The organism is Argonema galeatum A003/A1, assembly GCF_023333595.1.
Lineage (GTDB): Bacteria > Cyanobacteriota > Cyanobacteriia > Cyanobacteriales > Aerosakkonemataceae > Argonema > Argonema galeatum.
Genome location: NZ_JAIQZM010000001.1, coordinates 535,104 through 559,942 on the forward strand (window position 1 = coordinate 535,104; position 24,839 = coordinate 559,942).

Genomic DNA, 24,839 nt, shown 5'->3' on the forward strand with positions numbered 1-24,839 from the left:
GCCCCAAATGTCGCGTTATGAAGAAAATTATTTTAATGTACCTCACGAGGCTGCAAGCCGCTGTAATCTCGAATTATCAACCAACCCCATGTTCCTTAAACCAAGTCTGTAACCTTTTCCAGCCATCCTCAGCTTGTTCCTTTCGGTAAGATGGGCGGTAGTCGGCAAAGAAACCGTGCGGTGCATCTGGGTAAAGCACAATTTCCGAACCGCTGTTTCCTCCTTTAAGTGCCTGACGCATCCGTTCTACCGTATCAGTGGGAATTCCATCATCTTTGCCGCCGTAAAGTCCCAGTACTGGCGCTTTCAAATAAGGTGCAATGTCAATCGGGTGCTTGGGAGTTAAAGATGTAGAGTCACCTACCAGGCGTCCGTACCAAGCAACTCCCGCCTTTACTCTGGGGCTGTAAGCTGCATACATCCAGACAATTCGCCCACCCCAGCAAAAACCTGTTATTCCCAGTTTGTTGATGTTTCCTTTACTTGATTTTTGTGCCCAATTAACAGTTGCATCCAAATCGGACATAACTTGAGCATCGGGAACTTTAGAGACAACTTTGGCGATGATTTCTTGAATATCGTTCATTTGGGAAACATCGCCTTGACGGGCAAAAAGTTCGGGTGCGATCGCTAAATAACCCAATTTGGCAAAGCGACGACAGATATCTTGCAGGTGTTGGTGTACGCCGAAAATCTCCTGCACTACCAATACAACGGGGAAATTTGCTCCAGTTGCAGGCATTGCCCGATAAGCCGGAATTTCGCCATCCTCTACGGGAATCTTGACTTCACCCGCAACCAAGCCTTGAGTATTTGTATTGATAACTTGGGCAGAAATTGGCTGAACTGCGATCGCAAATCCAGCTGCCAGCGTACTGACAATGATAAATTTCCGGCGCGTGATTTCTTTCATTGAAAGTTTCCTCCAAAACACCTGTCGCGAAAGTATATCAAGGCTTACGCACTAACCAAGGTTTTGCCCCCCTTGCCCCCCAAATTTGGGGGGCAAGGGGGGCGAAAAGCGTAAGTCCTGTACATTTAACTTTTAGCCGATTTGTGGCGGAACAGGTGCGAGTGTTCCGGGTGGTAAAGGCGCGATCGGCTAAAATCAGATTGCCCCTCAGCTGCTGCCAACGCCGGACTAATCACATACAGCGTTGTGCGGATTAAATTTTCTTTTCGCGTCACTTCTGCCATTTCGTGCAACTGCACCAGTAAAATCTTTTCATCAGGCCAACCCAATCGAAAGCAAATCGCCACTGGTGTATCGACTGGATAATGTTCCATCAGCTTTATTTGGACATCTTCCACGTGACGCGCACTTAGGTAAAGGCACAAACTCGCCTGATGTGCTGCAAGAGATGCTAATTCTTCCCGTTCCGGTACTGCGGAAGCGCTACCGCTAATGCGGGTCAGGATAATTGTTTGTACCAGTTCGGGTACGGTTAGTTCAACTTTGAGTTTCGCGGCAGCTGCCTGAAAAGCACTAATTCCGGGTATTACCTCAAAAGGAATATCCGCTGCTGCCAAAGCTTGCATTTGCTCGTTTACGGCACTGTAGAGACTGGGATCGCCGGAGTGGAGACGAACGACAGATTTTTGCGATCGCACTCTCTCGATCATCACCGGCAGAATATCTTCCAACGTCTTATTTGCCGTGCGGATAATCTCAGCATCCGCACGAACGCCGTCCAAAATCTGCTTAGGCACCAGAGAATCTGCAAATAAAATTACATCTGCTTGCGCCAAGATTTTCTGCGCCTTGACAGTCAACAAATCTGGATCGCCTGGGCCAGCCCCTACAATATAGACTGCCGGAGCGAGACGAGGAAGGGGAGAAGAAAGCGACATAGCAGGGGAAAGTTAAAAGTTAAAAGTCAGATCGTGTCCGGTTACATCGTTAGTATATGAGCGATATCGTCAAATTGTCTGTTGTCATCTTTGGTTAAATTTTTACCGCAGATGAAGACAGATGAACGCAGATGAACGCAGATAAGAATAAGAACAGCAATTTTTTAGGTTATACCAAATCCGGGTTGATTACCTCCTTTATTCTTTACTCCGCGTAGGCGGACGAGAGTTTGTGTAGCGCCACCCTTGAGGGTGAGGGTTAAAATTAAAACCTTCCGGATCGCACCTAATTGCGGGAGAAGTAATGAATGGTAGATGCACCCTGGTTAAGCCCTGGAGGATTCCTCTGGGGCTTTTTATTTTTTAGGTTAGAAGATTACAAAACTCATTTTACGTTTAACGGTTAACCGATAAAGAACTTGGAGATGGTTTGATGGCGCTATCATCATCTTGGGTGGATGTTACTATCACCGCTTGTTTTTCCGCGATTCGTTTGGGTTGCAAATAAAGATTTTCTAGCACAACCGATGCACCTGCAACCCAAGGGGGAACAATCAAAGCGCCAATAATACCTAAAACTTGCGCTCCTCCCAGTACAGCTAGGAGTTGATACAGTGGATGTACTCTCACGGAAGAACCCACGAGTAGGGGATCGAGCAGATAAGTTTCCAAATTTTGGATAATTACAAACAATAGCAGCACCCACAGAAATGTCCAACCGCCTTGGGAAATTGCCACAATTAAAGCGGGAACCGCTCCAAGAACTGGGCCGAAGAAGGGTATCAAATCGGTGACGCCAGCAATAGCGCCCAATCCTAATGCAAATTCGGATAGTCCCAAAAAACCTAAGCCTACACTAACTGCCAAGCCCAAAATTGCCGCAACGCCAAGTCTACCTTGGATGTAACCCCCCATTCGTTGGCTGACTGGCATAACTTGAGCTTCCAGACGATCGTTCCAAGGGTAGGGAAATAGCTGCACTAAACCTTTAATCAGGTTTTTACTATCTGCTACCATATAACCGGAAATTAATAAAGCTAAAATCAGGCTCAAAACGCCGCCTACAATTCCTTTGGTGATACCGTAAGAACGCAGCAGCAGCTGTTGGCTGGAACGAATTACCCCGTTTGTCAAAATTTGGGGGTCTAGAAGTTGGCGGATTAATTCCGGTCGCTCGTTATTAAATTTAACCATCAAATTCTCGATGAGCGATCGCAGATTTTCCAGGTAGATTGGCAAATTGACGGCGAGAAGTTGAATTTGCTCGATTACTGTGGGGCCAATTAACACGCCCGCTCCTGTGACGATCGCAATTAGCGTTAAATAAACTATTATGACTGCTAACCACCGAGGCAGTCGCAGGCGTTCGGTGGCATCGACGAAGGGTGCAATCGTAGCAGCTATTACCACGGCAACCATCAGGATGATCAGCAGACTCCGCAGTTGCCACAGCAGCACTAGCAGCAAGCTGGTGGCGACAATCAGCAACAGGTTAGATAAGGTAATACCAGTGCGGCGATCGAATATCATCGGGGTATTGGGGATTTTGGTCAGTGGTGATTGGTCAGTGGTGATTGGTCAGTGGTGATTGGTCAGTGGTGATTGGTCAGTGGTCAGTGGTCAGTGGTCAGTGGTCAGTGGTCAGTGGTCAGTGGTCAGTGGTCATTTGACAATTGACAATTGACAATTGACAATTGACAATTGACAATTAACAATTAACAATTAACAATTAACAACTGACAATTAACAACTGACAACTGACAATTGACAACTGACAACTGACAATTAACAACTGACAACTGACAATTAACAACTGACAACTGACAATTAACAACTGACAACTGACAATTGACAATTGACAATTGACCACTGACAACGTTTAGTTTCGATGCCATCGCGTACCTTCTGCGGTATCAATTAGGGTAATGCCTTGGGCTTGGAGTTCATTGCGGATACGATCGCTTTCTGCAAAGTCCTTAGCTTTTCTTGCTTCTTGTCGTTTTTGAATCAAAGTTTCTATTTCCGCATCGCTTAAACCACCAGTAGCAGTAGTTTTTTCTTCTGGCTTAGCTGACAAACCCAAGACTTGTGCGAGGCTGACAAGAGTGAGCCATTGTTGTTGTAGCACTTCGGGCGACGTTTTGGTTTTCCCTTCATGGACGAGGATATTCCCTTCCTTGCCTAATTCTTTGGCTAACTCGAACAAGACTGCTAAAGCTGCTGGCGAGTTGAAGTCATCATCCATCGCCTCTTGGAAGCGTTCCACTTCGGGATTTTGGATTGGGGAATTTTCTGCTTCCGGTTTCCAACCTAGCTCAGAACCGTGCCTAGAGCCAAACAGGAGACCTTCTTTGAGAGTATGCCAGCTATTTTGGGCGTATACGATCGCATCTTGGGTAAAATCGATCGGCTTACTGTAATTCGTTTGCAAAACAAATAACCTGATTGCGATCGCATCTGGTGCATTCAACCCATCCAACAACTGCCGAATCGTAATAAAATTGCCCAAAGATTTGGACATCTTCTTACCATCCACATTTACCATACCGTTGTGCAGCCAGTAACGCGCTAAAGGCTTACCAGTCACCGCCTCAGATTGAGCAATTTCATTTTCGTGGTGAGGAAACGCCAATTCATTACCACCGCAGTGGATATCAATTGTATCGCCAAAAGTCTGACGCACCATCGCCGAGCATTCTATATGCCATCCCGGACGACCCGCACCCCAAGGCGATTCCCAAAACGGTTCCCCCGGTTTCGCCGCCTTCCAGAGAGCAAAATCAAACGGGTCTTGTTTCTTCGGCGCATCCGGGTCTTCCTCCTCCACTCTACCGCTAGCCCCAGCTTGCAAATCCTCCAAATTCCGACCCGAAAGCTTCCCATACTCCGCAAATTGCCGCACCTTGTAGTAAACATCCCCAGCAGCAGGGTAGGCGTAACCCTTGTGTTCCAACTCGTGAATCAACCGCTTAATCCCATCCAGCGTATGCGTCGCACGGGGATATTCGTCCGCTTCCATCACATTGAGGCGTTTCATATCCTCAAAATACGCATCGATAAATTTCTCGGCTAAGGCTTCCATCGATACTCCCTGTTCCCTGGCCCGATTGAGAATTTTATCATCAATATCGGTGAAATTCTGCACGTAACGCACATCGTAGCCGCGCCACTTCAAATAGCGTCGCACCATATCCCAGACAATGTAGCAACGCGCATGACCCAAGTGGCAGTAGTCATACACCGTCACGCCACAGCAGTACATATCCACCTTACCTGCTTGGAGCGGTTCAAAGGGTTCCTGGCGACGAGTCAGCGTATTGTAAAGCGTCAGGGTCATAGTAAATAACAACCTCTAATAAATCGGCAATAATAGGGGAGAGCGACGGGGATGTTTGCCAGCATCCTCGTGTCAGTACATAACGTACTGTTATTCTATCCTCTCATTTTCCGACGTTTTCCACAGATCAGCTATGAAATCAGCAGTTTCTCCTGACCAATCCCAGACAATCGATGCCCCAAAACACGGTTTGCCGGTGACGATTATTACCGGCTTTCTCGGTAGCGGTAAGACTACTCTCCTTAACCACATTTTGACTAATCAGCAGGGCGTTAAAACCGCTGTTCTGGTCAATGAGTTTGGCGAAGTTGGCATTGACAATGAACTGATTGTAACCACCGGCGAGGACATGGTGGAACTGAGTAATGGTTGTATCTGCTGCACCATTAATAACGATTTGGTTAATGCAGTATACAAAGTTTTAGAACGGCAAGACCAAATAGATTATTTAGTGGTGGAGACAACGGGCGTGGCAGATCCGCTACCCGTGGCGCTCACGTTCTTAGGCACAGAATTGCGAGACTTGACTCGTCTGGATTCTATTGTCACGGTGGTGGACGCCGCAAATTTCAGCCTCGATTTGTTCAACAGCCAAGCTGCTTACAGTCAGATTAACTACGGCGATATCATTCTGCTCAATAAGACCGATTTGGTCGATGAAACTGATGTTGATGCGCTGGAAGTGCGAATTCGCGATATCAAGCAAGGGGCAAGAATTTTGCGAACCACGAAATCGCAAGTTGCTCTTCCGCTGATCCTCAGTGTTGGTTTATTTGAGTCGGATAAGTATTTTGAATCTGAGGCAAAAGAACACGAACATCACGAACATCACGAACATCACGACCACGAACATCACGACCATCACGACCACGACCACTCTGCCTGCGGTCATGACCACGACCATGACCATGACCACGAACATCACGATCATCATTCCAATCACTTGGAAAATGATGGTTTTATCTCAGTTTCTTTCCAAAGCGATCGGCCCTTCGCTATTAAGAAGTTTCAAAATTTCTTAGATCAGCAGATGCCTTCCAATGTATTCCGAGCCAAAGGAATTCTTTGGTTTGATGAAAGTCCGAAGCGTCACGTATTCCACTTGTGCGGCAAGCGGTTTACAATTGAGGATGAGGATTGGAAAGGTGAACCGAAAACTCAGTTGGTGATGATTGGGCAAGATCTCGATCGCGAAACTTTGCTCGCGCAAATTCAGAAATGCGTCTCTTTGCCTTCCACCAGTCGCGGTAAAGGGTTTGGGAAATAGTTATCAGTCAGTAGTCTTGGTCAGTTGTTATTAGGAAAACAACTGACCAATGTAAAGAGTTAATACTCTGAAAGAGTGGATTTACGACCAAGGTTGGATCTTTACTATATTCAACAACCAGGGATCGCGTAAACCTCGGTTGCACACCCATTATGCGAGTTGTGATTCAACGAGTTAAATCTTCTCAAGTTGAAATAACGGGTAAAGTTGTCGGCAAAATTGGTCGAGGGCTGAATTTGCTCGTCGGCATTTCTAGCACGGATACGGAAGCGGAACTCGACTGGATGGTTCGCAAATGTCTGGAATTGCGATTATTTCCAGAAGAGGAGAATGGTTCGGGTCGCTGGGAGAAATCTGTCCAAGAGATTGGCGGCGAACTGCTGGTAGTCAGTCAGTTTACTCTCTATGGTGATTGTCGCAAAGGTCGCCGCCCCTCTTTTGATAAGTCAGCTGCACCCGAAGTGGCAAAAGATTTGTACGATCGCTTTGTGGATAAGTTGCGCCACAGCGGTTTGCGGGTGGAAACGGGTCAGTTTGGGGCGATGATGCAAGTTGCGATCGAAAATGATGGCCCCGTTACCCTGCTGCTGGAGCGAGAGTCCTCTTTAAACACCCCAGATTTATCTTGAGGTAATTATCTTTATTATTTTTAACTTTTGACTTTTGAATGAATGACTTTTGAATGAATGACTTTTTAAAAGAGGCGCTCGGCATGACTCAAAATTTATCAGATATTGAAAATAAAACTTCCGAATTGTACGAGACAGATTTCTATGCTTGGACGCAGGAACAGGCAAAATTTCTCCGAGATAGGAAGTGGAATTTTTTGGATATCACAAATTTGGTTGAGGAGATCGAATCTTTGGGTAAGCAACAGCGACAGGAATTGAGAAACCGTTTGGGCGTTTTGTTGGGACATCTGCTCAAATGGGAGTTTCAATCGGGGTCGCGTTCTAAAAGTTGGGTTTCTACGATTCGGGAACAGCGTCGCAGAATTCTGGAAAAGCTTGAGGAGAACCCAAGTTTGAAACCTTATTTACCTGAAGCTAGAGAGAAAGCTTATCGGGATGGGGTAGATTTGGCTGTGCGCGAAACATCTTTAGACTACGAAGATTTTCCCGCTGAATGTCCTTATAGTTTAGAACAGATATTAGATTCCGACTTTTTTCCAGGCGAACAAGTTGAGTAAATTTAAACAACTGAAGTAAAAGGCGATCGCATGACTGAAACCTATCAGGAATTAAAAGTAAATTCCGAATTGTACGAGACAGATTTCTATGCTTGGACGCAAGAACAAGCAAAATTCCTCCGAGATAGGAAGTGTGATTATTTGGATATCACAAACTTGGTTGAGGAGATCGAATCTTTGGGTAAGCAAGAGCGACAGGAATTGATAAACCGTTTGGGCGTTTTGTTAGGACATCTACTAAAGTGGAAATTCCAGCCTGAGTTACGTTCTAAAAGTTCGGTTGCTACAATTCGGGAACAGCGTCGCCGTATTCACAGACTGCTTAAACAAAGCCCCAGTTTGAAGCCTTTTTTACCTGAAGCAATAGAGGAAGCTTACCAAGATGGACTGGACTTAGCTGTGCGCGAAACTTCTTTGAACTACAAAGATTTTCCCGCTGAATGTCCTTATAACTTAGAGCAAGTATTAGATTCGGAATTTTTACCAGGCGAACGACTTGAGTCAGATGGGGAATAGGAGTAATGGGTTATATTGAAAAGAAGTGTTAGATTTTTTTTAACCGCAGATGCACGCAGATAAAGGCAGATAAATACAGTTTTGACTAATAACTAATGACTGATGACTGATGACCAATTACCAATTACCAAACTCAGATGGTTTCGCCGCAAGCTAAAAGCTTGGGCGAAGCAAAATATGCGAAATTTTCCTTGGCGTAAGACAAAAGACCCGTATGCGATTTTAGTGGCAGAATTCTTGTTGCAAAAAACCAATGCAGATACAGTTGCTCCAGTTTACCAGAGGTTTATGGAGCGATACCCTACCCTCAGCGCCCTAGCAGCTGCGCCACCGGAAGATGTTACGATGCTGTTGCAACCTTTGGGTCTTGCTTTCCGGGCCCTACGCCTGCGCCAGTCAACTCAGCTTATCCTGAAAAACTATAGGGGAAAAATCCCCAAAACAGAAGCCCAGCTGTTGGAATTGCCCGGTGTAGGAAAATATACAGCGCGATCGATCTGCGCCCATGCCTTCGGACAGCGCAAAGCAGTACTAGATACCAATGTTGCACGGATTTTAGAGCGTTTTTTTGGATTTTGGGGCGGTCGGGTAAAATGGCGATCGCAAGAGCTACAGGATGCGGCGGAACGGGCAGCACCCAAAACAAAAGTCGGAACGTGGAATTTGGACGCTATTGGACTTTGCGGCGGCAGTCTGCACCGCTAGGAACCCCCGCTGCGGTGAATGTCCGCTGCAAGAGCAATGCAAATATGCTGACCGAAGGGACATCTGATGAGAAAATGGTGAGAAACCCGTTATATAAGTTCAATCGCAATTATCATGGCTCAAATTCAGTTTTCCCAAGGTATCGATGAAGATGTTGTGCCCGATGTTCGACTCACCCGTTCGCCGGATGGCAGCAACGGCACGGCGACGTTCTATTTCCAAAATCCCAAGGCTTTAAGCAACAGCAGCACAGAAGACATTACCGGAATGTACCTGATTGATGAAGAAGGCGAACTGACTATACGGGATGTGAAAGCTAAATTTGTCAATGGTAAGCCAGCAGCACTAGAAGTGTTTTATGGTATGAAGACCGCTGCTGAATGGGATCGGTTTATCCGCTTTATGAATCGCTATGCCGAAGATCATGGTTTAGGATTTACGAAGTCTTAATTGGCAATCGGTCATCAAAGAATTTCAGATTTGAGATTTGAGATTTGAGATTTAAAAACTTTACTTTTGAATTCACGATTCTAAATCTGAAATCTGAAATTACTCAATGACTAATGACAAAAAATATTTATGATATCATGTCCTTACACATCGGTTACCTAAAAAACTCTTGTGATTATTCTTATCTGCGTTCATCTGCGTGTATCTGTCTACCCTACGGGAAGGCTTCGCCTACATCTGCGGTAAAAATTTAACCAACGATGACAACAGACAATTTGACCATATCACTCATGTAGTAACGATGCAACCGGACACGACATGACTCATCTCCCTCATCCCGATCCAGCTAAAATAACTGTAAATTGCGCTATCATTACTGTCAGCGATACGCGCACTCCAGAAACCGATCGCAGCGGTCAGCTGATTAAACAGTTACTCCTCGACTCCGGTCACGCGGTGGGAACTTACGCTATTCTCAAAGATGAACCAGAGCAAATTCAAGAACAGATGCTAAGCTTGGGCAATCGCTCAGATTTGCACGCTTTGATTTTCAACGGCGGCACTGGTATCGCGCCGAGAGATACGACTTACGATACTCTAGAAAAGCTGCTGGAAAAAACTCTGCCCGGTTTCGGGGAGTTGTTTCGCTGGCTGAGTTATCAGGAAATTGGGGCAAGGGCGATCGCATCTAGGGCAGTCGCTGGTATTTATAAAAATAAGCTGGTTTTCTCTGTCCCCGGTTCTACCAATGCGGTCAAACTCGCTGTACAACAACTGATTTTGCCAGAACTGGTTCATCTTGTCACCCAGCTTAACACCACATCGGCAGGATATTAAGGCCAAATCGCCGTCTCCCAAATTCTTATGCAGCCTAAAAAGAAACCAACCCAATTTAGCTCGCTTGTCTCAGTTCGCCAGTATTTATTGTCCCTGATTCGCGAGCGATTTATTTGGGTAGGACTCAGCTGCTTGTTTATCACACTGGGAATTTGGCTCATAAATAATGGTATAATTTTGCAGAAAGCATCCCAGAAGCCAGTCGATGCCATTCTTGTATTAGGAGGCAGCATCACCAGAGAAATCTACGTCGCCGAGTTAGCAAAACAATATCCGCAAATTCCAATTCTGATTTCTGGAGGCTCAAACGATCCCTGCATTTTGCTCATTTTTAGACGTGCCAATGCGCCCATGCAAAATGCCTTGTTAGAAAAGTGTGCAGATACCACTTTTGCCAACTTTTACTTCAGTCTGCCAATCCTTAGCCAGTGGCAAGTTCATAAAGTTAAACTAATCACTTCCCCTACACATTTACCAAGGGCAAAGTGGATGGCTCAAATTATTTTAGGATCTCATGGAATTTGGCTAGAACCAGATATCGTTAAAGAAGAGGGTATTCCTGGTAATCGCGAGTCATTCATCAAAACTGCATGGGGCTTAACTCGCAGTTTGTTCTGGGCTGTCCTCAGTCAATTTTACTCGCCCAAATGTTCGGAATTGATCAAGCTTTCCGACGTAGACTTAGAAGCTTGGCAGTTGCAAGGTTTCACCGTCAAACAGTGCGAACGCCAAGCTAATCTAAAATTATAAATCGTAAGTTAGGATTGTGCCAAATGAAAGAAAAAGTTATTCTCTCTATAGTCACTCCTACTACAGGAAAATATTCAGAATATTGGCTAGAACAGTTATTAAAGGTAAAGGGTAATGTTGAATTTGTTTTAGTTTATTACCCAAACATCCCCATCCGACCTGTAGATGACCCTAGAGTCAAAATTTTAACAAGCCCCTACAAAGGGGAGATGATGCAAAGGTTTGTGGGGTTGCTAAATGCTTCTGGCGAATATGTTCTAGCTTTAGATGATGATGACTTTGTACATCCCGATATCGAAAATTTGACAGGTGAATATTTTAAGAGATTTCCTGAAAGTTGGATTTTAAGATTAAAAAAAGAGAATATTGATTTTAAGGATGAGGAACGCATTAAAAAGGACTGGGGAGAAATTCCTGATGTTGCTCAACTAGATATCTGCAAGAAGACGCCAGAAAATCCCTACCCTTATCAGCAAGGAAATTATACTGGATTGTTAGAAATTCCAGTTGTTCCTTTAGATAACCAATTTGATCTTCGATATGCAGTATTGCCTTTTACAGGCAGAAAAGATAATTTGGGATACCATTTTGAAAATTTCAATAATATCGTTTGGAAAAATGAGCTAGTTCAAAAAGCGCTAACCGATTTATCCCAGGCTACAAAAGTGTTGGGTGCCGTAACATGGATACCATCAACAGGTTTTGATAGGTTATTAGGTTTATTCGTGCAGGCTAAATTTTTTCAAAAGGATGCTATTATCGGTCATTGGATGCCAAAGCCAGAACAAATCCGATATATTGATAAGCCACCCGGATTGAAACCCCCCAGATTTCATGTAATTTCAGATGCACTTTTGGTTAAACAATATCCCCAGTATGGATATTTATGGAATCTGGTTATCGAAAAGTTGTATGGTGTACCGAGAACGTTGGCAAAAACGGTCAAATGGAAGTTTTTGGAGAAGCGATAAAAATGCGCTTTTCATTTTCATTTTAGATCTATACCTCTCTGGACGCAAAGTTACCATAAATTTTTCGTAAGTACTATGACAGAGAAACTACCACCAATTTATTTTTACCTTCCTCAATGCGAAGATCTGGCTGATAATATGCCGGATAGTGCTGAAACGTTTATGCCTGGGTTTTCAGGGGGCGTATACGCCTGGACGCTACAAACTTATCTTCGCCTCAAAGCGGATGGCTTTCCATGCGAACTGGTAGGAACTATGCCAGCTGAAGGTATCGTCTTAGCGCATCGAGACTCTCTGCCGATCGATCTGCAACCAGGGCCAAGGTTACTAATAGTTTGTCTGCTGGCAGACAAAGAGCGACACCTCTACGCTCAGTTTCATATAGTCTCAAATCGTGAAGAGAAGATGCTCAAAAAATCAGGAACAATCTGGCAGAGCTATTATATGCCGCATTGGCGGCAACCAGGGTTAATTCCTCGCAATTCAGCACGCGGTGATAGATTTGAGAATGTTGCTTATTTTGGTCACGAAAGGAATCTAGCACCTGAACTAAAGGAACCTTCATGGCACAAGCAATTAAACGAGCTGGGTTTGCATTTTCAGGTGGTCGATCGGCTTCGCTGGAACGACTACAGTGATGTTGATGCGATCCTAGCTGTGCGTAGTTTCAATAACCAAGATTACACCTCGAAACCCGCTACAAAGCTGTTTAATTCTTGGCACGCTGGTGTACCGGCAATTCTAGGTCGCGAGACTTCATTCCAAACTGAACGCCAAAGCGAACTAGACTACATTGAGGTGACTTCGTTGAATGACGTGCTAGCCGTTTTGAAGCGCCTTCGCGACGATAAAGAGTGGCGTCATGCTATGGTAGAAAATGGTTTTCGCCGCGCTGAGGAAACGCAGCCTGAGATGGTAGTTAAACGGTGGCGCAGCTTTATAACGGAGGTAGCAGTTCCAGCCTACGAACGCTGGTGTAACGCATCGAATTGGACTCGGCAAAGTCTTTTGCAGCGCCAATTCATATCCTTAAAAATCATTCGCATGAAAAATAGGCTGCACTCATGGAAAAGGCAGATCAAAGGTGCTTTGAGTTACCGTTAGATTCATCCTCATAATCCTAATCATTTTGAGAAAAAGTGGTTTGATAGGCTACCGATCGAATGGTGGAAAGGGGAATTTCATAGAAATACTGGCGACGGAATTGTTCTTCTCGCACTGCGGCTAAAAATTGCTCGATGTCGCGGGAGATTTCTGCATCCAAATTCGGCGTTTCTAATTCTGGATGTTTGGTAATTTGATAGTATCCGTCGCCGTTTTTAACCTGAAAACCCAATTTAGTTAATGTTTGTAATCCCAGTTGCAAGCAAGCATCGCCAATACCCAGCTTTTGTTGTAGTTGAGCTTGTGTAGCTGTTTTACCAGTACGACTGAGATATTTAGCTATTCCTACTAACTGTTGCCAAATCTGACTGGGTGGGACTGGTTGTAGGGGTGGATAGGCGATCGCTAATTTCTGTTTTGTGTGCAAAGCGCGTCGAAACCACAATTGCAAATCATCCCAGTTGGTTGGACATTCTCTAATTATTAGGGTTTGGCGATCGACCATTGGCTCTAGGTGATTCTCCTGTGCTCCTGTGCTCCTCTGCTCCTCTGCTTGATTTCGCCAGTCTAAAATCCAATCTGTTTGAGTCAACCAGTGCTGGATAGGGGCGAGATTTGACAGGAGCGATCGAACCGCAACGACGCGCACTTCGTAGCGTTTTTTGTAGGTGTTGAAGTCGAGTTCCACAATTGCATCGCATCGTCCTTGAGGGATTTCTTCTTTGTAGTGTCCCCACCAAATACCGGGAAACCCTATTTGGGCAGAATCATCGCCAATTTGAAACTCGGTTTTAATATATTGAACCTTCTTTCCACCGGCATCCTGAATATTGCGATTCGAGATATTTTCAAACCAGCAATTTTTAATCAGCAATTGCGGAACGGGATTGCCCATACCGCAGGGTTCCAATAGTTTCAATTCCCGGAACAAATTTATACCTAATTCCGCTACTGTCACAGTTAAATCAACTGATATTATTCGCGAGCCTAATTTATTGTCATCCCCCCCTATTTGTTGCCGCAGTCGTTGATTTATCGCTTCTGTAAATAAGGGAATATTCTCAACTGAAATACTCAAACCAGCTGCGAAAGGATGACCGCCAAAGCGATGTAAAAGATGTGCTTGAGCGCTCACCAATTGATAAAGGTCAATTTGATTTACCGAACGGGCAGAACCCCTAGCGAGAGGCAGAGGGGCAGAGGGGCAGAGGGGCAGGGGGGAATTTCGATCTCCTCTCTCCCCTGCTCCCCTGCTGTCTTCCTCCTCTGCTTCTTCTACACTTAATAAAATTGTGGGGCGACCAGTTTTTTGCGCGATTTGGCCTGCGACTAAACCCAAAACGCCCACAGGCCAACCAATTTCTGTAAGTACAATAACGCCAGTTGTTGATAAGTCTAATTGTGTTAATTTTTGGGCAGCTTGCTGTTCCACATCTTTCTGTAATGACTTGCGGCGGGCGTTAGCTAATTCGGTTTCGCGAGCTAACTTTTCAACGTGCTTGATATCGCGACTGGTGAGCAATTCCACGCAAAAACGGGCATCCCCTTGAATGCGGCTGACGGCGTTAATTCGCGGGCCAAGTCCAAAGGAAATATCGGTGGGCCGATCGCCACTTTTCTTGCAAAATTCTAGTAACCTCCCTACACCAGGACGCCGCCTCATTGCTGGTGGTTTCTGTGAGTCTTCTTGCAGTTTTTCTATTCCCAATTGTGCTAAGTAGCGACAATCACCGCTAAGTTGCACTAGATCCGCAATTAACCCAATTGCTACTAAATCCCATAAATCCTCTAAAGGTTGTTTGGGAATATTCGGCAAAGTTTCATAAAGTGCCTCTACCAACTTGTAAGCAACAGCAACTCCCGAAAGATGAAATAACTGGTGATCTGCCGATAAATTGCGGGGGTTGATAATAGCAATTACTGGTGGACGTTCTGGCAGCAGCGTGTGATGATCGGTAACAATTACGTCGATTCCCAATTGCTTGGTATACTCAATTTCGCTTATATTAGTGCTGCCAGTGTCGCAGGTAACTATCAGTTTTACTCCTTGTTGGGCTAGAGCTTCAATTCCTTGGTAATTCAGTCCGTGGGATTCGGTTAACCGATTGGGAATGTGATATGATAAGTTAGTATTGTGAGGAAAAAATTGTCCTAAACCATCCCATAAAACAGCGGTTGATGTGATGCCATCGGCGTCAAAATCTCCCCAAATTGCCACAATTTCGCCTGCATTTATGGCTTGCTGCAATCTTTCGATCGCCCACCACATTTCCTGACCGAATGCAAACGGGCTTGCCGGTTTGAACAGGATAGGGTTCAAAAATCCTGCTAGCTGTTCGGTATCGCGAATACCCCGCTGCCATAGCAGTTGGGCAGCATAATGTCCAGAAGTTCCAGCGTGCTGTCTAACTTCTTGAATAAACCACTCTGGCGGCTGAATTGTTGGCTGAATTTGCCATTGAAGTTGGTCATTTATCATTGGTCATTGGCTCGTCGCTCGATGATGTTGGGGTTTCTGTTACCATTACTTTGGTAGCGGCTTCGCTGACAATTTCTTGCGGTTTTGCGGTAGGACGGCGACGCGATCGCTTATATGCAGCTCTCTCAACTTTTTCTCGCTCGTAGGCAATCAATCTACCATAATAATCGTGTTTGCTCAAATTCATGGATAAGAAAATGTGCTGACGGGTATTGCCAAAACCTTTGCGGCTAAAAAACTTCACCGCCGGAGTATTAGCAGGATCGGTATCTACCAGCATGAAACGCACGCCATCTTCGATCATCCGTTCCACCAGTTTATCAACCAGCTTGTCGCCTACGCCTCGACGCTGAAAGTTAGGGTTGACTCCTAGCCAGATAATGTATCCGTAGGTCCAGGATGGCTTGCTGATGATAGTTCCTAAGATGAAACCTGCCAGTCGATCGTCTATTTCCGCAACCAGACAGTATTCGGGGTCGGTATTGTAAAGTCCTATCACCTCCCATTCATCCCAGGTTCGATATAAATAGGGGTACAAATCGCTCGTAAATACATCTTCTCCCAAGTGGTACACGGGTGCAAGGTCATCAATTTCCATGTTGCGGACATAAACCGAGTGATTGCTGGCCGATGGCCCCTCATCTCTATCAAAGTTCGTCATAACTGAGATGTTGTTAGTTTTTTTATCACTTACCTAAACTTATAATAGATTACCTACTCCCTTCTCGGTGGAAGACTATGTATAGTGGGAGGGCGAAACATTGCGGAATTAATCTTAACTCAAAACCGAAACGTTAATTCCGCAATGCTTCGCCCCTACATAATCTTGTAGCCCGAAGGGAGTAAGATGCGATCGCATTGGCAGCAAGATAATGGACAAATGTCGTTCTAAGCTCGTGCGATCGCGATTATTGCTAGAGCTTGAACTGTTCGATCGAACAAATAGTGTTAGACTGGAACTGTATTGCTATCTCCCTCAGTTTGACTCCCCTATTTTGCCTACTATCCTAGCCTGCTTCACCAATTATGACTACCGTAACTTCATCCAGCATTAGTCTATTAGATAATACCCTAATTACCCAATGGCAACCCGCTACATGGGAAGATTATATAGCTGCCTGCGAAGATCGAACTTTGGAGTCAGCCAGGATATTTTTTTATGAAGGCTATCTTTTGATTGACATGGGTAACGAAGGAATTAACCACGCTCGATTTAACGCTCTGCTTACAATGGTATTTGTACTTTGGTTTACTAGCAAAGGAGTACAAGCTTTCGATGACCTTGGCGGTTGTGTCATTGAGAAGCCAAAGGTGGGTGGAGGTGCGCCCGATCGAGTTCTATATATCGGTGAAGATTTTCCCCAATGGCAAGAAGGGGAACCGCGTCGAATTAATCTAGATAATTGGCGAGTCCCCGATTTAGTGTGTGAAATTGCCGATACGACTTTGGCAAATGATTTAGATGAAAAGAAACGATTGTATGCAGCTTTAAAAATTCCCGAATATTGGGTTGTAGATATTAAAGGTGAAAGGGTATTGGCATTTCGGTTGCAAGATAATGGAAAATATCAGGAATGCGATTTTTCAGGAGCCCTTGAGGGGTTGCCAATTTCTCTGTTATCGGAAACTTTGAAAATTTTGAGTCAGGGAAATGGGATGGCGGCGATGTGGTTTGCACAACAAATTGCAGGTTTGTAGTGCATTTATGGAGGAGCGATCGCAGTTTTTTATCTAAATTTGCTATGATTAGGAAAACGCGAATTTTGCAGGTAATTAAAATATGGTATTACCCACAATTACTGAAGATACAATTTCCCTCACCCCAGGGGACGAACTCATCCTGCGATTTAGAACTTGGCAAGATTACGAGGCATTGCTAACTCGTCGAGAGGATAAAGCTGGATTGAGAATTCGCTACAACAGTAAAACTCAAGAAATTAGAATTATGTCACCATTGCCCAGACACGGTAAGAATGCAGATCTACTGGCGGATTTTGTCAAAGCTTTACTGCGACAGGTGGGGAAAGACTGGGACGCATTTACCCCAATTACGCTTAAGCGCATTAATCAACAGGGAATTGAACCAGATTACTGTTTTTACATAGACAATCGCGATCGCATTTTAGGGAAAGAACGCATCGATCTAGAAACAGATCCAGCGCCAGATTTAGCGATAGAAATTGACCTGACTTGCACAACTAAACCCGAAGATTATCAAGCGATCGCACCTTTGGAACTCTGGGTTTACCGTCAAAGTCAATTATCCATCTATCAGTTCGATGCACAGCAGTATCGAGAGTCTCAAATTAGCCGATGGTTTCCCGGTTACGATCTCAAAACCTTAATTCCTCAATACATCGATCGTGGCTGGCAAATTGGTTCTAGCGTTGCGCTGGGAGAGTTTGAAGAAGCGCTGCGATCGCTGTAAATAGATTTGGGATGGGAGAGGGGCGAATGCCTCCGGTACGCTACGCGATCGCACAATTAGTTGAGAGTAAGGGCGAGATATCTTGGGATTGGGGGATGAGAGGGCGCACAATTAGGGAAGTGTGAGTGCGAGTTCTTTTGGGATGGGGAGAGGAAAGAGCGATCGTTCTTTGGGGAGGGAGAAAGGCGGTTGCTTCATTATGTTGCTACTATTGAGACAAACAGGACAATTTGCTTATGGCATTAGCGATCGTAGCTGAGGTTATACCACTAAAAGAGGACTGCGGCGACGAAACCCAAATAAAGTGAAAGTAAAATGGAACAACCATATAGAATTTCTGGAGTCAATTCTTGTTTTGCTTACCCGATTTTAGATACAGCGGATTTAGAAGAAACATTTTTAGAACTAGCAGAACAATGGCGGCGCGATACAGGTATGAAGTCGATAGTCTCGAAAATGTCAATGCACCCAGCTTATCAAAGAATTATTGGCATGGGTCAACCCGTTATTCCCCTGATTCTACGCGATATGGAAAAAGATCCCGACCATTGGTTTTGGGCATTGCAAGCGATTACAGGTGCTAATCCTGTTAAATCAGAACAACGTGGCTTCTTAAAACAAATGGCACAAGCATGGCTGCAATGGGGTAAAGAAAATGGCTATAGATGGTAGGTTGGAAAAATATCAAGAAGACGAGTTTCCTAACTTAGCAGCTATGGGGTATAGCATAACCAGTTCGCAGACAAGAAATTATAATTGTTTTGCTTGGGCTGCTGGCGAAGATGACCGTTGGTGGAATCCTTTAGAACCAAATAATCCCTACTATTGGCCTGATGGTTTACCCGCAGAGTTAACGATGGTTGCTTTCATCCAAGCTTATCAAACTCTTGGATACGAACCTTGCGATAATGCAGACTTAGAGTTGGGTTTTGAGAAAATAGCGATATACGCTACGCCTGAAGGAGAACCTACCCACGCAGCTAGACAATTCATAGATATGATGACTGCCAGTAATTCTTTTCAAAACCCAACCTTTATGCTCTACTATTTTGCCCAGTTGTTTGCCAGAAATAGATTTCATACAGCAATTTCCACAATTCGATCTGTGGAGGCAATTGCTTCACGACTATTAGCAACTTCGAGCCAACCTTCAATAGCATCTTTTAAATTAGTCATCACTTCTTCTAGCGTGTCTCCTTCAGTAATGCAGCCTGGAAGTGCGGGAACTTCTGCCCAATAGCCACCTTCTTCTGCTGGATGAATTATTGCTCTAATTTTCATACAATTATTGAGTTATTTGTTAAGGATATTATAGCAACTATCAATGAATTAGAGTTGGGCTAATGCTATTGGTGAGTAGTTGAGTTTTTAGGTGCGATCGCACTTGTGACGAGAGTGAGTGCGATCGCTTTTGGGATGGGGGGTGAGAGTGCGATCGCGCTTTGAGATTGAGGAAGGTAGAGGGCCGATCGCGACAATTATTACTCTCGAATGCGAATTCTGTAGACTTCTACGAGCAGTAATTTACCTCGGTAATGTTCAGCGCTATTATACAACGAGAAATATTCTGTTAACCTTGTCATCAATTGAGGTATAATTTCCGGGTGATTTCTCAGTTGAATAGAGATAATTCCCTGATATGCGCTTGGTGGATAAGTCACAATATCAGCGAAATCTCCATTGAGGGAAACAAGTATTGCATGGAGTTCCTGTGCTTTGGCAATGACAATAATATCTGGAGATTCAATAGGGATGTAATCTCTCAAAACAAAAACTTCATGTTCGGCATCACGAATAATTTGAATAATAGAGTTAGGAACACATTGATCGATGAACAATCTTAAACTCATTAGGCAACTGTTTCAAAATCTGACAAATCGCGGGCATAATCCAGGCAAGCATCTATCTGTTCTTTAACTAGATCGGGAAACTCAGAAATAATGTGTTCGACAGTATTACTTGATGCTAAATAACCTAAAATGAGACTAACGGGAATTCTAGTTCCTTTGATTCTTGGTTTACCTCGCAATACATCGGGGGTACTGACGATATGTTCTCTCCAGTTTACAGGCATAATTCCTCCTTTCTGACTCTGATAACTTATATTTTAACATTGTAGCTGTAAATATTTGAGTCCGATATTGATAGGGATTTGAAATGGCGATCGCGTTTTGAGATTTGGGGTGGAGTGCGATCGCGCTTTGGGATGGGGGGAGGAAAGCGCGATCGCAAAATAATTGGGTGGATATGGGATGACGCATTCGTGACAGGTTAAGACTTTATCTCATTTGTCAATAAGTAATGTTACTCAAAATTCCAGGAAAAAGAGGTGGCAAACTCAAGATTTGGGACAGTAGTTGGTCCAAATCTTGAGCCAACCAGTATTCCTTGACCTGAAAAATCTTAGTTTGACACTCAAAACTTTCTCAAAATTGAGCATAATTGCTGATTGACAAATGCTTTTTTAGCTTAACCTGTCACGAATGGCCGCAGAGCTTTTCAATATAGCAACCGCCAAGGCGGTTAAGCCATAAATCTGGGGAGGGGGCTAGGGGCTAGGGGCGAAGCATTCGGGTAGTAAATCCTCGGTTTTAACCAATAAATTATATGCCCGAATGCTTCGCCCCTACTGCCCTAATCGCCTTGGCGGTTGCTATACCTGTCGCAGTAATGGCGTTCAGGGTTCAAATACTGATTTTCTGCTATGTGCCGTTGCTCATCGTCGCGGCTACAGTATTTTCACCACTGATAAAGATTTTGAGAATTTCCGATCGCACATTCCTGTCGTATTGCTATGAGTTTGTAACGGGTAAAAGCTTGATTGGAGGCGATCGCGACGAAATAGTAAAATAAGCTTAACAATTGAAAAGTGAAAATTAGGTTATGTTAAAGTGTAATCAATAAGACCGCTTTTGAACCATACTGCACGGGAATCAGTGCCATGTCCATTTCCAAACCTGAAAAGCCGCAGTCTTTAAAACCGATTAATCCCGCCGATCTTAAAATGCGAGCGATCGCCTACAGTTTAGATACTTTAATTCCAGGGATCTACATTTGGCTAGGTGGCATCAAAATTCGGATTGGGGGTAGCTTACCAGAAGACAGCTATCCGGGGATAATTCACAGTCCAATTGGCATTGCTTTAGTATTCACTGGCTACCGCATCTACAGCACTTACCAAGGTAGCTATGACCCTTGATAAGCATAAGCTTTTCTTGCTAGTCGCGGGATTTGCGTTCACTATGATGTGGAAGAGTTTGAACAAGATATTCAGCATTTACGCGATCGAGGTTGGTTATGATTGTTGTCAGCGATACCTCACCGTTATGCGATCGCTCGCAAATTGCTATACTTTAACCAGTTGTTTTCCTGCTCTCACTTATGCACGTCATTAGTTACCGACATTTGCGAAAATATGGTAAGGCGCATAGTGATTGTCAAGAAGCTCTGGACAACTGGTATAAAGTTGCACAAAAAGCAGATTGGTCTAATTTGGTTGAGGTTCAGTCTGTTTTTCCCTCAGCAGAAGCAGTGGGAAATTTTACAGTTTTTAATATTAAAGGAAATAAATATCGCTTGATTGTTAGTATTGATTACGATCGGCAATTGATTTATATAAAATATGTTTTTACTCACCCTGAATACGATCGGGAGACATGGAAAAATGACTCTTACTTTTAATGGAGATAAGTATAGTGAGTTGCTGGTTAAGTATCAGCCTAAGTTAATTAGGACTGAAGAAGAAAATGACAAGGCTTTGGCGATTGTTGAGGAGTTGATGCACCGTTATAACCGAACTCCAGAAGAAAATGAGCTTTATGAACTACTGGTGACTTTGATTGAGAAGTTTGAGCAGGACTTCTATGAACCGGGAAACGCATCGAATTCCCATTCAATGTTATTGTTTTTGATGGAGCAGCAGGGTGTTGAATCGAAGGATTTAGTAAAGATTTTGGGCGATGGTGATGTCGTAGCGGAGATAGTTGAAGGGAAACGGAAGATTAGTCAGGAGGAGGCGATCGCTTTGGGAGCTTTTTTCGGAGTTGACGCGAGTTTGTTTGTATAATGGGGTGGGGGGCGATATGCCTACGGCACGAAGAGCGATCGCATTGATAAACTCAAGTCTGAACCAGAAAAACAAGGAAAGTCAGTAACTATAGAGGTCGCATCCAGAGTACTGTTGAGGATATTTCACCTGCTGGCACTACAGAGGCAGAAATTCAGGAAGCTGGGGAAGATTTAGCAGCATTGCTGGGGGTAATATTGGAAGCTAAAATGAGGGTAAGACGAATTATCAATCAATTGGAAGAGTTGGGATTATGACGCAACCATCATTGACTGAAAAGCAACTGGCAAAATTAGAAGAAATTGCCTCCCTTGTAAAAGAGGGTGAAGATACGTTTAGAAAATTGGATGAAATGTCAACGGCGATCGCGCAGAAGTGGCGATCGCGGCGTGAAGCTAAAGAAGGGGTAGGCCGTCCATAGCGGGTAGTATGATTGGAAAAGCATGAGCGATAATGCTACGCATCGCTGTCGCGATCGCACTTGTGGGGAGAGTGAGTGCGAGAGCTTTTGGGATGGGGGGAGGAAAGTGCGATCGCGCTTGGGATTGTTACTCTCGAACGCGAATTCTGTAAACCTCTACAATTAGTAATTTACCTCGGTAATACTCCCCACTATCGTGTAATGATAAGTATTCTGTTAGCCTTGCCATCAACTGAGCAATAATTTCCGGGTGATTTCTAAGTTGAATAGAAATAATTCCCTGATATGCGCTTGGTGGATAAGTCACAATATCAGCGAAATCTCCATTGAGGGAAACAAGTATTGCATGGAGTTCCTGTGCTTTGGCAATGACAGCAATGTCGGGAGATTCAATGGGTATGTAGTCTCCTAAAACTAAAACTTCATGACCAGCATCATGAAGAGTTTGGATAATAGAGTTAGGAACGCATTGATCGATGAAAAATCGTAAACTCATTAGGCAACTGTTTCAAAATATGACAAATCGCGAGCATAATCAAGACAAGCATATATCTGTTCTTTGACTAGATCGGGAAACTCTTGAATAATTTGCTCGACGGTATTCCCTGATGCTAAATAACCTAAAATCAGACTTACGGGAATTCTTGTTCCTTTGATTCTTGGTTTACCTCGCAGTACGTCTGGGGTACTAATGATATGTTCTCTCCAGTTTACGGGCATAACTTGTCTTTTCCGAGCCGACAACTTATATATTAACTTAGGAATGGCGATCGCGCTTGGGATTGGGGTAAAAAAGAGCTATAATGCTACGGATCGCGATCGCACTTGTGGTAAGAGTAAGGGCGATTACAAGAAAAATTGAGACTAATTAGGAGGTGAGGAGGAGTTATAATGAAACTACCCAATGGCAATCAGCCTGAAATTTCTCTGCAAAAGCTCGTCGGCTACTGCTTAAATCAAGAGCATTCTAGTGGAAAGCACAAAGCGAGAGTCTTTGCATCGGTTTTGGGAATCACGGCTAATAATGCAGAGGTTTTGCGAGAGCTTATTCAAAAAGCAGCCATTGAAGGTGAAGTTATCCAACAAGATATTACTGATTTTGGGCAACAGTTTAAAGTTGATTGGACTGTACCCGATACAGCAGGGATTGAGCTTCGGACAATCTGGGAAATTACTTCAACTAATTCTAATCCTCGTTTGATTTCAGCTTTTATTAAACTATGATAAAACACCGTAAACTTTTGGATTCTGTTGCTATTCTCAAGCCTGTTTCAAATACGCGATTAACGCTAGTGGAACCAGAATACGCATCTATTTCTAGTTTACCAGTAGGACTTGTGGGAACTATTGTTGAAGTGTATGAGACGGGAAAGGAATGTCAGTATTTAGTGGAGTTTGCTGATAGTCAAGGGATTGAATATGCTATGGCTATTTTGAAAGCAGATGAAATTTTAGTTCTGCACTATGAACTTGCAGTTGCTTAGAAATGTGAGGTGAATAAAAGTTAAATAAAAGCGATCGCACTTGGGATTGGGGGATGAGAATGCGATCGCACTTGGGATTGGGGGATGAGAATGCGATAATGCTACGCATCGCGAAAGCGATCCGCTTTGCTGGTGCTAGCTGCACTAGAGCGCTTATTATGAATACAATAGGTGGAGAAGGAGATCGTTTACTATTATTGAATTAGGTCTGGAATATAAGTCAATGGCAGCTAAGGATAAATTCCATAATGCAGTGAAGCAGGGGCTTGAAAAAGAGAAGTGGCTAGTTACTCACGACCCGCTGAGGCTTGAGTATGCAGTAGATGAGCGAGTTGAGATTGACTTAGGCGCTGAAAGAATATTGGGAGCAGAAAGAGGGGAAGAAAAAATTGCAGTGGAAATTAAGAGTTTTTTGAATGATTCCGCACTGGCTGATTTTCACACTGCCTTGGGACAATTTTTGAATTACCGTTTAGTATTAGAAGAAATTGAGCCAGAGCGGATTTTATATTTAGCAGTTCCAAGTGCTGCTTATGAGTCTTTTTTTCAGCGAGAATTACCTAAAGCTTCAGTAAAAAAACACCAAGTAAAGATAATTGTATACGATCCAGTTAAGGAGGAGATCGCCCTATGGATAAACTAGAGCATTATCGTCAGTGCATTGAAAAGTTGCTACTAGAATATGGTAAGTCACCGCCTGTTAATGGTGAAATAGAAGTGGAAGTAGTTTTTGATAAAGAACGCGATCGCTATCTAATTATCGATTTGGGATGGAATGAACATCACCGCGTTTATAACTGCTTCATCCACTTAGATATCAAAGATGGGAAAATCTGGATTCAGCGCAATCAAACCGACAAAAGTATAGCTGAAGAATTAGTACAAATGGGAATTCCCAAAGAAGATATCGTGTTCGGGCTTCAACCTCGCTATGTCCGAGAGTATACGGGTTTTGGAGTAGCGTAGGCGATCGCTTTTGGAATG

At 43.9% G+C, this 24,839-nt stretch carries 38 protein-coding genes and 1 pseudogene; 27 read left to right on the top strand and 12 right to left on the bottom strand.

What is annotated here, in order from left to right; all coding sequences use genetic code 11:
* Positions 1-76: 76 nt before the first annotated feature.
* The 4 genes from LAY41_RS02500 to cysS all read right to left on the bottom strand — a co-directional run bounded on the left by LAY41_RS02500 (position 77) and on the right by cysS (position 5,188).
* Positions 77-913, bottom strand: coding sequence for a dienelactone hydrolase family protein (locus tag LAY41_RS02500; protein ID WP_249093694.1), 837 nt, complete (start codon positions 911-913; stop codon positions 77-79).
* Positions 914-1,038: 125 nt separating this feature from the next.
* Entirely contained in the window at positions 1,039-1,851 is an 813-nt protein-coding gene (cobM, locus tag LAY41_RS02505; RefSeq protein ID WP_249093695.1) for a precorrin-4 C(11)-methyltransferase, read from the bottom strand.
* Between the two features lie 396 nt (positions 1,852-2,247).
* Positions 2,248-3,381 carry an AI-2E family transporter gene (locus tag LAY41_RS02510; protein WP_275973862.1) on the bottom strand — a complete coding sequence of 378 codons (1,134 nt, stop codon included), beginning with the start codon at positions 3,379-3,381 and terminating at the stop codon, positions 2,248-2,250.
* Between the two features lie 349 nt (positions 3,382-3,730).
* Entirely contained in the window at positions 3,731-5,188 is a 1,458-nt protein-coding gene (gene cysS, locus LAY41_RS02515; RefSeq protein WP_249093696.1) for a cysteine--tRNA ligase, read from the bottom strand.
* Positions 5,189-5,321: 133 nt separating this feature from the next.
* Between cysS and LAY41_RS02520 the strand changes: the two genes are divergently transcribed.
* From LAY41_RS02520 to LAY41_RS02570, 11 genes are all read left to right on the top strand, one after another.
* Positions 5,322-6,455 (top strand): CobW family GTP-binding protein, encoded by a 1,134-nt coding sequence (locus LAY41_RS02520; RefSeq protein WP_249093697.1) that lies wholly within the window; start codon positions 5,322-5,324, stop codon positions 6,453-6,455.
* 152 nt (positions 6,456-6,607) lie between these two features.
* On the top strand, positions 6,608-7,084 hold the full coding sequence (gene dtd, locus LAY41_RS02525) for a D-aminoacyl-tRNA deacylase (protein ID WP_249093698.1): 477 nt from the start codon (positions 6,608-6,610) through the stop codon (positions 7,082-7,084).
* A gap of 53 nt (positions 7,085-7,137) precedes the next feature.
* Complete coding sequence (locus LAY41_RS02530; protein WP_249093699.1) at positions 7,138-7,644, top strand: DUF29 domain-containing protein; 507 nt, start codon at positions 7,138-7,140, stop codon at positions 7,642-7,644.
* 30 nt (positions 7,645-7,674) lie between these two features.
* Positions 7,675-8,160, top strand: a complete 486-nt coding sequence (locus LAY41_RS02535) for a DUF29 domain-containing protein (RefSeq protein ID WP_249093701.1) — start codon at positions 7,675-7,677, stop codon at positions 8,158-8,160.
* A gap of 102 nt (positions 8,161-8,262) precedes the next feature.
* Positions 8,263-8,865, top strand: a complete 603-nt coding sequence (locus LAY41_RS02540) for an HhH-GPD family protein (RefSeq protein WP_249093704.1) — start codon at positions 8,263-8,265, stop codon at positions 8,863-8,865.
* A complete protein-coding gene (locus tag LAY41_RS02545; RefSeq protein ID WP_249093706.1) occupies positions 8,834-8,932 on the top strand; it encodes a hypothetical protein in 99 nt (32 codons plus the stop codon). Before LAY41_RS02540 ends, LAY41_RS02545 begins: the two co-directional genes overlap by 32 nt.
* A 47-nt stretch (positions 8,933-8,979) precedes the next feature.
* Complete coding sequence (gene psb28, locus LAY41_RS02550) at positions 8,980-9,315, top strand: photosystem II reaction center protein Psb28 (protein WP_249093708.1); 336 nt, start codon at positions 8,980-8,982, stop codon at positions 9,313-9,315.
* A 318-nt stretch (positions 9,316-9,633) separates the two neighbouring features.
* The gene (locus LAY41_RS02555; RefSeq protein ID WP_249093710.1) at positions 9,634-10,152 is read left to right on the top strand and encodes a MogA/MoaB family molybdenum cofactor biosynthesis protein; all 519 of its coding nucleotides are present in this window, start codon (positions 9,634-9,636) and stop codon (positions 10,150-10,152) included.
* Positions 10,153-10,179: 27 nt separating this feature from the next.
* Positions 10,180-10,902: a YdcF family protein gene (locus tag LAY41_RS02560; protein ID WP_249093712.1), complete on the top strand. Its 723-nt coding sequence runs from the start codon at positions 10,180-10,182 to the stop codon at positions 10,900-10,902.
* Positions 10,903-10,925: 23 nt separating this feature from the next.
* Positions 10,926-11,873: a glycosyltransferase family A protein gene (locus tag LAY41_RS02565; protein WP_249093713.1), complete on the top strand. Its 948-nt coding sequence runs from the start codon at positions 10,926-10,928 to the stop codon at positions 11,871-11,873.
* A 75-nt stretch (positions 11,874-11,948) separates the two neighbouring features.
* Positions 11,949-12,977 (top strand): hypothetical protein, encoded by a 1,029-nt coding sequence (locus LAY41_RS02570; protein WP_249093715.1) that lies wholly within the window; start codon positions 11,949-11,951, stop codon positions 12,975-12,977.
* A gap of 16 nt (positions 12,978-12,993) precedes the next feature.
* Here LAY41_RS02570 and LAY41_RS02575 read toward each other — a convergent pair whose 3' ends face one another.
* Both LAY41_RS02575 and LAY41_RS02580 read right to left on the bottom strand, forming a co-directional pair.
* Complete coding sequence (locus tag LAY41_RS02575) at positions 12,994-15,456, bottom strand: single-stranded-DNA-specific exonuclease RecJ (RefSeq protein WP_249093717.1); 2,463 nt, start codon at positions 15,454-15,456, stop codon at positions 12,994-12,996.
* Positions 15,446-16,117, bottom strand: a complete 672-nt coding sequence (locus tag LAY41_RS02580; protein ID WP_249093720.1) for a GNAT family N-acetyltransferase — start codon at positions 16,115-16,117, stop codon at positions 15,446-15,448. The genes LAY41_RS02575 and LAY41_RS02580 overlap by 11 nt, the downstream gene beginning before the upstream one ends.
* 211 nt (positions 16,118-16,328) lie before the next feature.
* On the opposite strand from LAY41_RS02580, the gene LAY41_RS02585 reads away from it, so the two are divergent.
* The 6 genes and pseudogenes from LAY41_RS02585 to LAY41_RS32740 form a co-directional block, all read left to right on the top strand.
* Positions 16,329-16,511 (top strand): hypothetical protein, encoded by a 183-nt coding sequence (locus tag LAY41_RS02585; RefSeq protein WP_249093722.1) that lies wholly within the window; start codon positions 16,329-16,331, stop codon positions 16,509-16,511.
* The gene (locus LAY41_RS02590; RefSeq protein WP_249093723.1) at positions 16,483-17,154 is read left to right on the top strand and encodes a Uma2 family endonuclease; all 672 of its coding nucleotides are present in this window, start codon (positions 16,483-16,485) and stop codon (positions 17,152-17,154) included. Before LAY41_RS02585 ends, LAY41_RS02590 begins: the two co-directional genes overlap by 29 nt.
* Positions 17,155-17,236: 82 nt before the next feature.
* A complete protein-coding gene (locus LAY41_RS02595; RefSeq protein ID WP_249093726.1) occupies positions 17,237-17,884 on the top strand; it encodes a Uma2 family endonuclease in 648 nt (215 codons plus the stop codon).
* Positions 17,885-18,005: 121 nt separating this feature from the next.
* Complete coding sequence (locus tag LAY41_RS02600; RefSeq protein WP_249093728.1) at positions 18,006-18,143, top strand: hypothetical protein; 138 nt, start codon at positions 18,006-18,008, stop codon at positions 18,141-18,143.
* 56 nt (positions 18,144-18,199) lie between these two features.
* Positions 18,200-18,556 carry a hypothetical protein gene (locus LAY41_RS02605; RefSeq protein WP_249093730.1) on the top strand — a complete coding sequence of 119 codons (357 nt, stop codon included), beginning with the start codon at positions 18,200-18,202 and terminating at the stop codon, positions 18,554-18,556.
* A gap of 43 nt (positions 18,557-18,599) precedes the next feature.
* A pseudogene (locus LAY41_RS32740) lies at positions 18,600-18,863 on the top strand (DUF7689 domain-containing protein); the annotation flags it as partial.
* Positions 18,864-18,961: 98 nt separating this feature from the next.
* Here the strand turns inward: LAY41_RS32740 and LAY41_RS02615 are convergent.
* From LAY41_RS02615 to LAY41_RS02625, 4 genes are all read right to left on the bottom strand, one after another.
* On the bottom strand, positions 18,962-19,165 hold the full coding sequence (locus LAY41_RS02615) for a type II toxin-antitoxin system HicB family antitoxin (RefSeq protein ID WP_249093734.1): 204 nt from the start codon (positions 19,163-19,165) through the stop codon (positions 18,962-18,964).
* Between the two features lie 65 nt (positions 19,166-19,230).
* Positions 19,231-19,362, bottom strand: coding sequence for a hypothetical protein (locus LAY41_RS32135; protein ID WP_275973863.1), 132 nt, complete (start codon positions 19,360-19,362; stop codon positions 19,231-19,233).
* 3 nt (positions 19,363-19,365) lie between these two features.
* Positions 19,366-19,734, bottom strand: coding sequence for a DUF5615 family PIN-like protein (locus LAY41_RS02620; protein ID WP_249093737.1), 369 nt, complete (start codon positions 19,732-19,734; stop codon positions 19,366-19,368).
* Positions 19,734-19,958, bottom strand: coding sequence for a DUF433 domain-containing protein (locus tag LAY41_RS02625; protein WP_249093740.1), 225 nt, complete (start codon positions 19,956-19,958; stop codon positions 19,734-19,736). The genes LAY41_RS02620 and LAY41_RS02625 overlap by 1 nt, the downstream gene beginning before the upstream one ends.
* 78 nt (positions 19,959-20,036) lie before the next feature.
* Between LAY41_RS02625 and LAY41_RS32140 the strand changes: the two genes are divergently transcribed.
* The 6 genes from LAY41_RS32140 to LAY41_RS02650 all read left to right on the top strand — a co-directional run bounded on the left by LAY41_RS32140 (position 20,037) and on the right by LAY41_RS02650 (position 22,371).
* Entirely contained in the window at positions 20,037-20,159 is a 123-nt protein-coding gene (locus tag LAY41_RS32140) for a hypothetical protein (RefSeq protein WP_275973864.1), read from the top strand.
* A 332-nt stretch (positions 20,160-20,491) separates the two neighbouring features.
* On the top strand, positions 20,492-20,737 hold the full coding sequence (locus LAY41_RS02630; RefSeq protein WP_249093742.1) for a hypothetical protein: 246 nt from the start codon (positions 20,492-20,494) through the stop codon (positions 20,735-20,737).
* A gap of 88 nt (positions 20,738-20,825) precedes the next feature.
* Positions 20,826-21,083 carry a hypothetical protein gene (locus tag LAY41_RS02635; protein ID WP_249093744.1) on the top strand — a complete coding sequence of 86 codons (258 nt, stop codon included), beginning with the start codon at positions 20,826-20,828 and terminating at the stop codon, positions 21,081-21,083.
* Positions 21,084-21,265: 182 nt separating this feature from the next.
* Complete coding sequence (locus LAY41_RS02640) at positions 21,266-21,565, top strand: type II toxin-antitoxin system HigB family toxin (RefSeq protein ID WP_249093746.1); 300 nt, start codon at positions 21,266-21,268, stop codon at positions 21,563-21,565.
* Positions 21,549-21,950 (top strand): helix-turn-helix domain-containing protein, encoded by a 402-nt coding sequence (locus tag LAY41_RS02645; RefSeq protein WP_249093748.1) that lies wholly within the window; start codon positions 21,549-21,551, stop codon positions 21,948-21,950. Before LAY41_RS02640 ends, LAY41_RS02645 begins: the two co-directional genes overlap by 17 nt.
* A gap of 253 nt (positions 21,951-22,203) precedes the next feature.
* Positions 22,204-22,371, top strand: a complete 168-nt coding sequence (locus LAY41_RS02650) for a hypothetical protein (RefSeq protein WP_249093750.1) — start codon at positions 22,204-22,206, stop codon at positions 22,369-22,371.
* Between the two features lie 127 nt (positions 22,372-22,498).
* Here LAY41_RS02650 and LAY41_RS02655 read toward each other — a convergent pair whose 3' ends face one another.
* Both LAY41_RS02655 and LAY41_RS02660 read right to left on the bottom strand, forming a co-directional pair.
* The gene (locus tag LAY41_RS02655) at positions 22,499-22,867 is read right to left on the bottom strand and encodes a DUF5615 family PIN-like protein (protein ID WP_249093751.1); all 369 of its coding nucleotides are present in this window, start codon (positions 22,865-22,867) and stop codon (positions 22,499-22,501) included.
* Positions 22,867-23,091: a DUF433 domain-containing protein gene (locus LAY41_RS02660; protein WP_249093753.1), complete on the bottom strand. Its 225-nt coding sequence runs from the start codon at positions 23,089-23,091 to the stop codon at positions 22,867-22,869. Before LAY41_RS02660 ends, LAY41_RS02655 begins: the two co-directional genes overlap by 1 nt.
* 171 nt (positions 23,092-23,262) lie before the next feature.
* On the opposite strand from LAY41_RS02660, the gene LAY41_RS02665 reads away from it, so the two are divergent.
* The 4 genes from LAY41_RS02665 (at position 23,263) to LAY41_RS02680 (ending at position 24,821) form a co-directional block, all read left to right on the top strand.
* Positions 23,263-23,595, top strand: a complete 333-nt coding sequence (locus LAY41_RS02665; RefSeq protein ID WP_249093755.1) for a DUF6883 domain-containing protein — start codon at positions 23,263-23,265, stop codon at positions 23,593-23,595.
* Entirely contained in the window at positions 23,592-23,855 is a 264-nt protein-coding gene (locus LAY41_RS02670; protein WP_249093757.1) for a DUF4926 domain-containing protein, read from the top strand. The genes LAY41_RS02665 and LAY41_RS02670 overlap by 4 nt, the downstream gene beginning before the upstream one ends.
* A gap of 223 nt (positions 23,856-24,078) precedes the next feature.
* Positions 24,079-24,498, top strand: a complete 420-nt coding sequence (locus LAY41_RS02675; RefSeq protein ID WP_249093760.1) for a XisH family protein — start codon at positions 24,079-24,081, stop codon at positions 24,496-24,498.
* The gene (locus LAY41_RS02680; RefSeq protein ID WP_249093762.1) at positions 24,486-24,821 is read left to right on the top strand and encodes a XisI protein; all 336 of its coding nucleotides are present in this window, start codon (positions 24,486-24,488) and stop codon (positions 24,819-24,821) included. Before LAY41_RS02675 ends, LAY41_RS02680 begins: the two co-directional genes overlap by 13 nt.
* Positions 24,822-24,839: the final 18 nt, after the last annotated feature.